Origin of the sequence: Myxococcus sp. NMCA1 (assembly GCF_026810205.1) — a bacterium.
Taxonomy (GTDB): domain Bacteria; phylum Myxococcota; class Myxococcia; order Myxococcales; family Myxococcaceae; genus Myxococcus; species Myxococcus xanthus_A.
The window spans coordinates 6,294,923-6,307,148 of sequence record NZ_CP113950.1; the positions used below are offsets into that span (position 1 = coordinate 6,294,923).

Genomic DNA, 12,226 nt, shown 5'->3' on the forward strand with positions numbered 1-12,226 from the left:
ATGCAGGCGGCCAACGTCGGCAAGGTCCTGGGCGCGTTCGGACTGCTGCTGCTGCTGTCGAGTCCGTTCACCCTGTTCGTCACCTCGGACAGCGCCGTCACCGCCGCCGTGAAGGCGGGCGCGGGACTGGTGCTGGTGGGCATCTACGGCGCGACGAACTACCGGCAGTTCGGCCAGTTCGCCACCCGCCGCTCCAGCAGCTTCTTCGCCACCACGGTGCTCACCACGCTGGGCGTGTTCGCCGGGCTGGTGGCGGTGAACTACCTGGCCTTCAAGCAGAACCGGCGCTGGGACTTGACGCAGGCGCGCATCCACACGCTGGCGCCACAGACGGTGTCCTCGCTGGCCGCGATTCCGGACCAGGTGCGCGCCATCGCGTTCATCACCCCGGCGCATGCCCAGTACGGCCAGTTGGAAGCGCTCCTCGCGCTCTACCATGCGGAAGCGCCGGGGAAGTTCGAGTACACCTTCAAGGACCCGCGCCGCAGCCCGGACCTGGCCGCGAAGTACCAGGTGCGTGAGGGCCAGACGGCGGTGGTGCTGGTACGCGGCGAGGGCGAGCACGCCACGCACACGCTGCTCGCCACCGTGTCCGAGCAGGAGCTGACGCACGCGGTCCTCAAGCTGAACTCGGTGGGCAGCCAGAAGGTCTATTTCGTCACCGGCCACGGGGAGTGGCCACTGGACAAGGAGCAGGCCCCGCCCAATGACCCGGGCGCCAGCCTGTCAGAATTCCGGAGGCAGTTGCTCCAGGAGGGCTACACCGCGGAACCGCTGAACCTCGCAGGTGTCCAAGATGTGCCACCGGACGCCGCGCTGGTCATCATCGCGGGGGCCCGGGTGTCCTACACCGCGCCGGAGAAGGAGGTGCTCCAGCGCTACCTCGCCTCCGGTGGACGCATGCTCTACTTCGCCGACGCCAATCTCCGTGACGGCCTGGACGGACTGCTGGCCGAGCACGGCGTGCAGGTGGACGAGGGCATCGTCGCGGACGCGCAATACAACAGCGGCAACCCCTTCGTGGTGCTGTCGCTCTTCTACAGCGACCACGAGATTGGCAAGCCGCTGCACCAGCGGGGGCTCAACGTGGAGTTCCCCACCCCGCGCAGCCTGACGCTGCTGCGCATGGGCATGGCGCCGGGCGTCCAGGTGGAGCCGGTGGTCCTCACGTCCCAGTACGGATGGGTGGAGAGCACGCCAGAAGAGAACGCGGTGCCTTCGGATGGCGAGAAGACGGGCCAACTGGTGCTGGTGGCCGCCGTGACGCGTGATACCCAGGCCGCGCAGGGCAAGCGCTTCGACGAGGCGCGCCTGGTGGTGATGGGAGACTCGGAGCTTCTCCTGGACCCGAACTGGGGCCATGAGCCCAACCGCAACCTGGTGATGAACGCGCTGGGCTGGGCGTCCACGCAGCTCACGAAAATCACCATCCGCCCGCCGGACCGCGAGGTGTCCACGCTGGAGCTGGACGCGGCGACGCTCAGCCGCATCCGCTTCTTCGCCACGGACCTCATGCCGCTGACGCTGCTGGGCGTGGGCCTGGCCATCTGGCTGTCGAGGCGCAACAAGTGACGCCGGCCCGCGGAAGGTGGCGGTGGAGCATCCTCACCGTCGTCACGGCGGGCCTGGGGCTCACCGCATGCACCGGTGAGAAGGCGTCCGAGGCGAGCGAGGCCCGGCGGAAAGCCGACACCCAGCAGCGCCTCTTCGTCACGGGGACGGAGGAGACGCGCAGACAGGACGACGGGGCACCCGCGAAGCCCGTCTTCACACACCTGACGGTGCGGGCCCGGGGCGCCACCACGGAGCTGGTTCGCGAGCAGGACGGTACGTGGAAGCTGACGGCGCCCGTGTCCGCTCGCGCGGAGGCAGCCGTGGTGGAGACCATCCTCGGCACGCTGGCGTCTTCGAGCTTCAGCGCCACCGTGAAGGAGGCGCCCACCGACGCCGACCTGGACGCGTACGGCCTGAAGCCGCCCCTCTTCACCGTCACGGCCCGGGCCTACCTGCCAGATGCTCAAGGCCAGGGGGCGCAGGACCCCGCCCGCCAGCGCACGGTGACACTGCACTGTGGCAAGGAGAACACCTACGACGGCTCCGTCTACGTACGCCGAGACGCGGAGCCGGCGGTCCACGCCGCCGCGGGGACGGTGCGCTGGGCCCTGGACCGGGACACCTTCGCCCTGCGCGCCAAGGACCTCCTGGCGCCCCTGGATGAGCGTGCGCTGAAGGGCATCGAGGTCAAGGCGCCGCAGGGGGCGTATCAACTGACGCGAGACGCGGACGGCACGGGCTGGCGGCTGGTCGCGCCGGTGGCCGCCAACGCGAACGCGACGCGTGTCGCGGACCTGCTGAAGGTCCTGGGGGACCAGCGGGCACTGTCCTTCCCCGAAGACACGCCGGAGTCCCGGAAGCGGTTGGGCCTGGAGGCCCCGGTGGTGGACGCCCGCTTCACCGGCGGCCCGGGCGAACCGGTTCGGGTGCGGATGTCCCGGGTGACGGAAGACGGCGCCGTGCGCGCCTATGCGTTGCGCGAGCAGGGGACGCAAGCCGTGCTGGGCGAGGTGCCCGAGGACGCCCTCGGCGTGCTGGACGTGAGCGTCCGGGAGCTGAAGGACCGGCGCGTGCTGGAGTTCCGGCGCCAGGACGTCCGCCGCATCGTGTTCCACCCGGGCGGTGGCGCGCCCACCATCACCGTGGTGAATACGTCGGAAGCCAACGAAGGCGCCGGACACTGGGACATGGAGTCCCCGCAGCGGGGCAAGGCACAACACTTCAAGCTCGCTTCGCTGCTGCGCGCGCTGGAAGGTCTGAAGGCCACGGGCTACGGCGAGACGAACCCAAGGAATTGGGCCCGGTATGGCGTGACGGCGGACTCCCCCGGCGCCGTGCTGCTGGGCGCGGACGGACGCGAACTGGCGCGGCTCTGGCTGGGCACTGAAGTCCCCGACGAGCCCGGCACGCTCTACGCCCGCGGCTCCGGCCCTGATGTCCTCAAGGTGCCCGAGTCACGCCTCACGTTGCCCACCAGGCCCGAGGACTTGCTGGAAGCAGCGAAGGTCCCCGACGCGCCGAAGCCGCCCGCGAAGACGGAGCAGGCGCCCTGAGCGCCCCTCCCCGCCCCACCGACAAGCAGCGCCAAGCGTCAGCGTGAAGGCGCTGCGCTGAGCCCCCTCCCCTGCCCCTCCGTCAGCGTGTGCTCGAACTGGAGCATGCACAGACCGCGCTGGGTCCTCAGGCGCCCACCCGCCAGACATGTCTCACGATATCGGCTACGCGACACTGTGCTGCCCCGCGGGGTGACTACACCTCCAGCAACACATACCGCTGGTCCGGGGTGTGCTTCGCCAACAGGGGCATGGCCACGTTGTAGACGGGGATGCCGCTCTTCGTCTTTCCGTTGCGAGCGCCGTGGTGCGCGTGCCCGTGGAACACCACCTCCGCGCCGTAGTGGTCAATGGGCATGGACAGGCGGCTGGTGCCCAGGAAGGGGCGAATCTCGATGTTCTCCCCCTCCAGCGTGTCCGGCACCGGGGCGTAGTGCATGATGACCACCTTCTTCTCCACGTCGAGGTGGCTCAGCGCGGCCTCCAGCTTGAGCGACTCCGTGACGGCCTCCTGCACGAAGGCCTTCGTCTGGCCCTCGCCAAAGGCCTGGAGCGTCGCGTTGCCGAAGCCGCCGCCAAAGCCCTTCACTCCCGCCACGCCCAGCACCTTCTCGAAGATGAAGTGGTCCCCGTCCAACACGTGGACGCCGACCTTGGCCAGCTCGCCGCAAATCTCCTTCACCTGGTTGTGCTCATAGTCGTGGTTGCCGAGCACCGCGGCGCAGGGAACGCGGAGCGCGGACAGCTCCTCCGCCAGCACCTTGCCCTCTTCAATCATTCCGCGGTCGGTGAGGTCGCCGCACAACACGAGCAGGTCCGCCGTGGCGTTCACCTGCTTGACCAGTTGCCGGAAGCGACCGTGGTGGTCCTCCCGGCAGTGCAGGTCACCGACCGCCGCCAACCGAATTTTCGAGCCCGGATCGCGCGCCACTCTCGTCCCCTCGCTGTCGTTCGTTCTCGTCCCAGGACCTCCCGTCACTGAAGCCCCAGTGGTGGATGTCCACGTGATAGTTCACGCGGGAAATCAGGTTGCCGCGGCACAGCTTCTCTTCCCAGCGCCCCTCGCGCAGGGTGTGCAGCGTGCGGCTCATCAGCTCCGCCATCACCCATTCGGGAATGGCGTCCCGCTCGGACGGATAGGCGAAGCGGAACATCATCAGGTGGCTGAGCAGGACCTCCCAGTACCGGTCGAAGCGGCGCATCATCCGCTCCCAGTCCATGCTCCGGCCCGCCTTCAGCAGCAGGTGGTTCACGTCCGCGCCGTCATAACGCTCGCGCTCGTTCACGAACGCCTTGGACCAGATCATCTCCTCGGCGGGGGCCACCAGACACTCGTGCCCGAAGATGGTGGCGCGCGGGGCGTGTTCGAACCACTCGTCGTCCACCACCGCCACGCCGTTGCCGGAGGAGAAGATGAAGTCGACGAAGTAGTCGCCCTTGAAGGCCTTGTAGAGCCATACCTCGTCCGCGCGCTCGGTGCGCCAGCCGTCCTTCTCCAGGACTTGCAGCGCCCGGAGCGCGTCCGCCTTGCGGGGGAAGAGGTCCAGGTCCTTCGTGTCGCGGTAGATGCCGGTATACGTCGCATAGGCGTAGGCACCGCCCACGACGAAGGGCACCCCGGCGTCGATAAGCAACCCGACGGCCCTGGCCCGGGCGTTGATTTCGTCCGGGGCCCGCTCACGCTCTGCCAGCTGCGCGTCCGTACCCATCTCGCCGGGATGGTTGGGGTGTCTCTTTTCCATGGCCGAAAGGTAGGACTGAGAATTTCGGCCGTCCGCCGGTGCGGAATAGATGCCTGGGGAGCGGGCAGCCAACCTGCAAGTATTGTGATTCCGGACGTTTCGCGCACCCTGCGGGCGCCTTTTCCGTTTTCCGGCCGAGCTGTGTCCATGAAGGCAGACACGCTGCTGCACGGCCCGCCGGGGGCCGTTCGAAGGGAACGTGGACCATGCTACGCAAGAGCCTGCTGTGTGCCGCCCTGCTGGTGACGGGTTGTGACAACGCGACGAGCGACGAAGACGCCTTCCGGGAAGGACTGCCCTCCAAGGAGATGGTGGAGATGCGCTCGCCCTCCAGGAACAACGGGCAGGGGCTGACGGCCTTCTACGGTGAAGGCCAACAGGCCGAGTACTACCGCGCGACGGTGGCGGCGGCGGCCACCGTCAACTTCGGCACGGTGAGCGTGCTCAACCTCATCGAGGACATCGTCCGGCACGTCCCCACCTCCATCGAAGGGAACGTGGCCGTGTGGGGCCCGCACACCGGCGCGCTCGACGCGGTGACGTGGAAGCTGACCGTCACCCGCACGGGCGACCACAGCTACACCTGGGTCCTGGAGGGCAAGGGCAAGAACGAAGCGGACAGCGCCTTCGTGGCCTTCCTCTCCGGCACGCACACCGCCTCGGTGAACGCCGACGGTGAGCGCGTCCAGGGCCACGGCTCCGGCGGGTTCCTCATCGACTGGGACCAGGCGAACACGCTGCCCGGCGTCACGGGCGACGACGTGGGCACGGCGGAGATTCGCTACGCGCGCGTCGCAGGAGCGGCGGAGTCCTCCGTGGAGGCGGACTTCCACCAGGTGCGTGACGAGGAGCGCCCGGACTCCCGCGTGGACGCCGTCTATCGCTTCAAGCAGGGCGTCGGCGCGGGCGGCGAGCTGGACTTCGTCATCCGCAAGGACATCGACACGGACCCGCGCCGCGCGGCGCTGGAGAACCTGGCCATCAAGAGCCGCTGGGAGGCGACGGGCGCTGGCCGCTCGGACATCAAGCTGTCGGGCGGGGACCTGTTCGGTGAAGCCACACTGAGTGAATGCTGGGACAGCAACTTCCTGAGCGCCTACTTCGCCATCAGCGTCAATCCGGTCCTGGGTTATGGCGAGCTGAGCGCCTGCGGAAACTTCAGCACCGCCGTCTACTCCACGCTGTGACGCGCGCGGTAGTCTGCGCCGTGTGACGGGAACGAGCCGGCCACTCCTCCAGGTGATTCCAGGCGGTCCTCGACAGGACCGGCGGGCCTTCCTGCGAGAGTTGTATACGAAACACGGCGGCAGCGTGTTGGGGCGCTGCCGCTACCTGTTGAAGGACGCGACGAAGGCGGAGGATGCGATGCACGACGTGTTCGCCCGCGCCCTCACGCACGGCGACGACTTCCGCGCGGAGTCCTCGCCGCTGACATGGCTGATGAAGATTGCCACCCACCACTGTCTCAACCAGTTGCGCGGCGAGCGCGCCGGCTGGCGTCAGTGGTTCGAACGGGACGCCGCCGCCCATCCTGAAGGCCATGGCGGGCAGGAGGCCATGGAGACGCGAGACCTGGTGCGCCGGTTGCTGGCGCGCGTGGACGTGGAGACACAGGCGGCCGCCATCCACTACCACGTCGATGGAATGACGCTGGAGGAAGTGGCCGCGCTGCTGGGCCGCTCGGTGCCCACCATCCGCAAGCGGCTGGAGCACTTCGCGGCGCTGGGCGGAGAGGAGCTGAAGGTCCCATGAGCGCGCACGAATCGGAATGGACACTGCGCCGCCTGAGCGCCGGGGAGTTGGCCACCACCGAGGCCGCCCGCGTCCAGGCCCATGCGGCCTCGTGCGAGGCCTGCGCCCAGGCCCTGCGCGGCATCCAGGAAGCCCAGACACGGTTCGAAGCGGAAGTCCCCTTCGAGCGCTTCGAGGCCGGCGTGGAGCAGGCCCTGCGGCGGCAGCAGGACTCCGCCCGGCCGCCGCCGCGCCGCTGGGTGGCGACGACGGTGGCCATCGCCGCGTCTCTGCTCGTGGTGGTGCTGGTGCGCCCGCTGCTGGGCTCCAGCGCGGAGTCCAGCGCCATCGTGGGACTCAACCGCCTCAAGGGCGGCGCGACGGCGGAGCTGCGCATCGGAGGGGGGCTGGGGCCGCAGCGGGAGGCCATTCCGGGCAGGCCCGAGGCGCTCGACCCGGGTGAGCGGGTGATGGTGGGCTACAATGCGGGGACGCACCGCTACGTGGCGGCGCTGTCGGTGGACGCCATTGGCGAGGTGACGCCGCTGTATCCGGAGGCGGGAGCCAGCGCCTCCGTGGCACCCGGCAGCGGACAGCACTGGCTGCCCGGAGGCTGGGAGTTCACCGGCTCTGGAGATGAGCGCGTCATCGTGGTGCTGAGTGACGAGCCCCTGCCCCAGGAGACGCTGGTGGAAGCCGCCCGGCGCGCCTTTGCCCAGGCGGATGGCGACGTCGGCCGGATGGCCGACCTGGAAGTCCCCGGAGCGCAGACGCACTGGGTGCTGCAGAAGCCATGAGCCGTCTGCCCTGCCTCACGCGCGCCCTGGCGCTGGTGCTCGCCCTGGCGGCGTCCGCCGCGGACGCGGACACGCTGCGCCGCTTCGCGCTGGTGGCCGGCAACGACCAGGGCGGCGCCGACACGCGCCCGCTGCGCTTCGCCCGGGACGACGCCCGGAAGATGCATGCGCTCCTGCTCCGCCTGGGCGGCGTGTCGCCCGTGGACGCGAAGCTGCTGCTGAACGAAGACGCGCGGGACTTCCTGGCCGCCCTCGCTGAGCTGGAGCAGCGCGCCCGCGCGGCCCGGGCGCGAGGCGAGCGCACCGCGCTGTTCGTCTACTACTCCGGCCACGCCAAGGACGGCGCGCTACGGCTGGGCGACACGCGGCTGGGGTTCGACGACCTCAAGCGCCGGCTCGCGGAAGCCTCCTCGGACATCCGCATCGCCATCCTGGATTCATGCCGCTCCGGCGCGATGACACGCACCAAGGGCGCGCGACGTGCCCCGGCGTTCGACATCGAGTCGGGAGCGAGCCGCGACGCGCGCGGGCTGGTCATCCTCACCTCCAGCGCGGCGGACGAGGACTCACAGGAGTCGGACGCGCTGGCGGGCAGCTACTTCTCACACCACCTGGCCAGCGGGCTGCTGGGGGACGCGGACCGCAGCGGCGACGGCCGGGTGACGCTCTTCGAGGCGTACTCCCACGCGTATGCCCGCACGGTGGCGGACACGGCGGCCAGCAGCGCGGGGCCGCAACATCCGACGTTCAGCTACGACCTGGCGGGCAACGGCGACCTGGTCCTCACGGACCTGCGCGCCAGCGGCGGAGGGCTCATCGTCCCGGGCGCGGCGCCGGTGGGCACCTACTACTTCGTGGACCCGGGTGGCCTCGTCGTGGCGGAGCTGGACAAGGCGGCGGACGTGGAGCGGCGCGTGGCGCTGGCACCGGGCACCTACCGCGTGAAACGACGGCTTGCGGACCGGCTGCGCATCGGCGAGGTGGAGGTGCGGCGAGGCCATCAGGCGGTGCTGCACGAAGCGCGGCTCCAGGACGCCCCCTTCTCCGACGACCCGGTGAAGGGCGGCCTGCGCGCGGATGGCGCCTGGTGGACGCTGGGGCTGGCGGGCGGCGTGCAGTCCTACTTCGACGCACCCACGCGCGACTCACTGTTCCTGTCGGTGGGGATGGTGGGCGCGGAGGCCCAGCTCCACGACTACTTCCGCCGCGACTGGGTCTGGGGGCTGGACGTGGCCCTGGGCAGCCGGCGGGCGGTGCTGATGCTCCCGACGCTGACGGGCCCGGGGTACCGCTACTCGATGACGAGCGTGGGCACGTCCCTGTCGTCCGAGTGGCCCATGGGCCCCGTGGCGCCCTTCCTGGGCGCGCGGATGGCGTGGCTCATCATGCGCCGCGACTTCGCGGACGAAGCCCTCCCGGACCAGAAGTTCGCCATGTTCTCTCCCGGCCTGGTGGCGGGCATCCGCTGGAATCCCCTGTCCCGGCTGCACCTCACGGCGCGGGCCCGGACCCACTACCTGCTCTACAACGTCGATGCGCAACGCTCGCTGGGCTTCTGGGAGCTGGGCGCGCTGGTGACGTACCAGCCATGAAGGAGCACGCGATGCGACACCTCCCGGTGGCCTGTCTGTGCATGGCGCTGGCCGCGTGCGGCGGCGACTTCTCCAACGACGACCTGGAGTTCCTCAACGCGCTGCCGCGGCGCGAGGACCTGGCCGCGAAGCTGCCCGCGAAGAACTCGGGGCGCTCGGCCGGTGGGCTGGCGACGCGCTCCTCCGCGCTGATGGTACGCCTGGGTGAGTCCTCCAAGTTGATGGGCGACACGGAGGAGACAGGGCGCGCCTTCAACGCGAGCGTGGACGCCCTCCTCTCACGGCTGGAGGACATCCGGAGCCTGCCCCCGACGACGCGCGAGCCGGACCGGCGGGTGTGGGGGCCCTACCGGGACCAGAACCACGCGGGCTACGACGTCCGCTTCGTGATGACGCGCGAGGCGCTGAGCTTCGACTACCAGCTCGAGTACCGGAAGACGGGCACGGGCGAGGCCGGGTGGTGGGCCTTCCTGCGTGGCACCTTCGAGGCGGACGCGGGCATCCGCAAGGGCGTGGGCGGCCTCCATCTGGACGTGGAGCGGGCGGAGCAGGAGGGCCTTCCCGCCACCGATGTGACGGCGCTACGGCGGCTGGACATCCACTACCAGACGAAGGCGCTGCCCACGCGAGTGGAGCTGACCTTCACGCCCAAGAACGGCGCCTTCCCCGTGGCGCGATACACCTACCGAGAGGCCCAGGGCAGCCTGGGTGAGATGCAGTTCCTCATGCCGGGGCAGGACCTGGTGCCGGGCGGGCTGCTGGAGGACCTGAGCCTGACGACGCGCTGGTCCCCGGACGGCCGGGGCATGGCGGTGCTGGACGTGCTGAGCGGCGACATCCGGGGCGCGAAGTACACCGAGTGCTGGGACGTCCGGGGCCGCGTCACCTTCACGGCGCGGAGCTGGGACTTCTTCAATCCCACGGAGGGTGAGCGCGCCACCTGCCCGGACTTCTCCTCGCTGGACGGCTAGGAAGGCAGCCGAGCGTACATTCCCGTGCATGAATGGTGACGCGCGGGGTGGATTCTCTATGCTGGCCGCTGTTCTCCCGCGCCCTCCATGTCCAAGCCCTCCATCCTCGAAGTGCTCAAGAGCCCGCGCATCTGGCTGCTCGTGGCCGTTGGTTTCGCCTCGGGCCTGCCCCTGTGGCTGACGGGCGTCACGCTGTCGGCGTGGATGAAGGACGAAGGCGTCAACTTGAAGACGATTGGCGTCTTCGGCCTCGTGAGCATGCCGTACACCTTCAAGGTGCTCTGGGCGCCGTTGATGGACCGCTACACCCTGCCCTTCCTGGGCCGGCGGCGCGGGTGGATGCTGGTGACGCAGGTGCTGCTCATGGGGGCCATTGCCGCCATGGGCCTGGTGAATCCCAAGGACGCGCCGGTGACCATGGCCGCCATGGCGGTGCTGGTGACGTTCCTGTCCGCCAGTCAGGACATCGTCGCGGACGCGTGGCGCACGGACATCCTCACCGTGGAGGAGCGCGGGCTCGGCAACTCCACGTACATCACTGGCTACCGCCTGGGTATGCTCACCGCGGGCGCCCTGGCCCTGACGCTGTCGGACATCGCCGGCTGGTCCCAGACGTACTTCATCATGGGCCTGCTGATGGCCGTGGGTGTGGTGGCCACGCTCCTGGCCCCGGAGCCCCAGGGCTCGAAGCCGCCGCGCAACCTGACGGACGCGGTGGTGAAGCCCTTCGTGGAGTACTTCACGCGCAAGGGCGCCGTCGCCGTCATCCTCTTCCTAGTGCTCTACAAGCTGGGAGACGCCATCGCCGCCGGAATGGTGACGCCCTTCTACAAAGAGCTGGGCTTCTCCAACACGGAGATTGGCGCGCTCAGCAAGGGCCTGGGCATGGTGTCCACCATCGCGGGTGGCCTGCTGGCTGGCGTGCTGATGGTGAAGCTGGGCACGCGGCGCAGCCTCTTCGTCTTCGGCGCGGCGCAGGCCCTCACCAACCTGATGTTCATGGGGCTGGCGCTGGTGGGAAAGAACGACCTGATGCTGGCGGCCACCATCACCGTGGACAACCTCTGCGGCGGTCTGGCGGTGACGGCCTTCGCCGCCTACCTGATGTCGCTGTGCCACAAGAGCTTCAGCGCCACGCAGTACGCGCTCCTGTCCGCGCTGGGCACGGTGGCCAACCGTCTCATCTCCGCCTCCTCCGGCTACATGGCCGAGTGGCTGGGCTGGCCCACCTTCTTCGCCGGAACCGTGCTGCTCGCCGTGCCCGCGCTGGTGCTGCTCGCGTTCCTCCCGGAGGACGCGGCCGCTCCGTCCAACGAGCCTCCGGAAACCGCCCCAGCATCACCAAGTGCGTCTACCGCCTGAGTGGCGGCAATGACGCGCAGTCCCCACGCCAACGCCAGACAAAAACAGACACACCCAGAGCAGTCCGCCCTGTGCACTAGTTCACAGACTGGCGCCACGTACCCTCTCCCAAGGGATACGCAGTCATAGGATGCCAATCGCTGTCATCCCAAGGGAGGACTGGTGTGAAACCATCCGAACACATCCTGATGAACAGGCGTTGGCTGCTTCGAGCAGGCACACTGATGGGCCTGGGTGCTGGCACCCTCGCCACCGCGCGAGCCTCCGGGCCCGGTGCGGCGCCGTATGGCGACCTTTTGGAGCCCCATCCATTCGGTGCATGGGGCGATGCCCCCTCCCGTGAAGTCGTCCTGAGCTCCCGACCATGGGATGTGCTCTCCGAACGCCCGGTCGTCAACGCCTCCCCCGGCCTCGTCCGGACGCCCTACGACAACGAGCCGTCCGAGCTGGAACCCAGCCTCCAGAGTTCCTTCCAGCTGCACTTCCGGAACTCCTACGGCCTTCGAATCTGGGTCTGCATTTCGTTCTACGACCCGGTCAACTGCGGCGCCCTGGGCCAGTGGGGAACGCGGGGGTGGTGGACCATCGACCACGGGCAGTCGGCATACGTTCTCAACACGACGCACCGACAAGCCTACTACTACGCGGAGGCCTCCAACGGCGCGTTCTGGGCGGGAAGCACCCACGCCATCTACGCGCCACAGACGGCTTTCAATTCCTGCTTGTGGAACCAGAGAATTGGCGACCGCTACTTGGGGATGCGTCCCGTGAACATCAGCTCGGACGTCTACACGGTGAACCTCACGCCCTGAGCGACAGGCGCCGCGTCACTCGCGCATGCCGTGGCGGCTGGCGCGGGCCTCGGCCCAGGGATGGCGCATCCCAGGAGGATGTAACGCGGTGCACGCTCGCCAGAATCGTTGA

At 69.1% G+C, this 12,226-nt stretch carries 11 protein-coding genes; 9 read left to right on the forward strand and 2 right to left on the reverse strand.

The genetic code is table 11. The features are described from left to right. Entirely contained in the window at positions 1 to 1,572 is a 1,572-nt protein-coding gene (locus OZ403_RS25835) for a GldG family protein (RefSeq protein ID WP_140799339.1), read from the forward strand. Further along, complete coding sequence (locus OZ403_RS25840) at positions 1,569 to 3,107, forward strand: DUF4340 domain-containing protein (RefSeq protein WP_268782034.1); 1,539 nt, start codon at positions 1,569 to 1,571, stop codon at positions 3,105 to 3,107. Before OZ403_RS25835 ends, OZ403_RS25840 begins: the two co-directional genes overlap by 4 nt. Positions 3,108 to 3,303: 196 nt before the next feature. On the opposite strand, the gene OZ403_RS25845 is transcribed toward OZ403_RS25840, so the two are convergent. Both OZ403_RS25845 and OZ403_RS25850 read right to left on the reverse strand, forming a co-directional pair. Next, complete coding sequence (locus OZ403_RS25845) at positions 3,304 to 4,008, reverse strand: metallophosphoesterase family protein (RefSeq protein WP_140799341.1); 705 nt, start codon at positions 4,006 to 4,008, stop codon at positions 3,304 to 3,306. Next, on the reverse strand, positions 3,992 to 4,849 hold the full coding sequence (locus tag OZ403_RS25850; protein WP_418763962.1) for a nucleotidyltransferase: 858 nt from the start codon (positions 4,847 to 4,849) through the stop codon (positions 3,992 to 3,994). The genes OZ403_RS25845 and OZ403_RS25850 overlap by 17 nt, the downstream gene beginning before the upstream one ends. Before the next feature lie 206 nt (positions 4,850 to 5,055). Here OZ403_RS25850 and OZ403_RS25855 point away from each other — a divergent pair, with 206 nt between their 5' ends. The 7 genes from OZ403_RS25855 (at position 5,056) to OZ403_RS25885 (ending at position 12,114) form a co-directional block, all read left to right on the forward strand. Beyond that, positions 5,056 to 6,036, forward strand: coding sequence for a hypothetical protein (locus OZ403_RS25855; RefSeq protein ID WP_140855967.1), 981 nt, complete (start codon positions 5,056 to 5,058; stop codon positions 6,034 to 6,036). Between the two features lie 22 nt (positions 6,037 to 6,058). After that, the gene (locus OZ403_RS25860; RefSeq protein WP_268782035.1) at positions 6,059 to 6,601 is read left to right on the forward strand and encodes an RNA polymerase sigma factor; all 543 of its coding nucleotides are present in this window, start codon (positions 6,059 to 6,061) and stop codon (positions 6,599 to 6,601) included. After that, on the forward strand, positions 6,598 to 7,377 hold the full coding sequence (locus OZ403_RS25865; RefSeq protein WP_268782036.1) for a DUF4384 domain-containing protein: 780 nt from the start codon (positions 6,598 to 6,600) through the stop codon (positions 7,375 to 7,377). The genes OZ403_RS25860 and OZ403_RS25865 overlap by 4 nt, the downstream gene beginning before the upstream one ends. Next, a complete protein-coding gene (locus OZ403_RS25870) occupies positions 7,374 to 8,969 on the forward strand; it encodes a caspase family protein (protein ID WP_268782037.1) in 1,596 nt (531 codons plus the stop codon). The genes OZ403_RS25865 and OZ403_RS25870 overlap by 4 nt, the downstream gene beginning before the upstream one ends. An 11-nt stretch (positions 8,970 to 8,980) precedes the next feature. Then, entirely contained in the window at positions 8,981 to 9,940 is a 960-nt protein-coding gene (locus tag OZ403_RS25875) for a hypothetical protein (RefSeq protein ID WP_268782038.1), read from the forward strand. Between the two features lie 87 nt (positions 9,941 to 10,027). Next, a complete protein-coding gene (locus tag OZ403_RS25880) occupies positions 10,028 to 11,302 on the forward strand; it encodes an AmpG family muropeptide MFS transporter (RefSeq protein WP_268782039.1) in 1,275 nt (424 codons plus the stop codon). Between the two features lie 371 nt (positions 11,303 to 11,673). Further along, entirely contained in the window at positions 11,674 to 12,114 is a 441-nt protein-coding gene (locus OZ403_RS25885; protein ID WP_237077402.1) for a DUF1036 domain-containing protein, read from the forward strand. Positions 12,115 to 12,226: the final 112 nt, after the last annotated feature.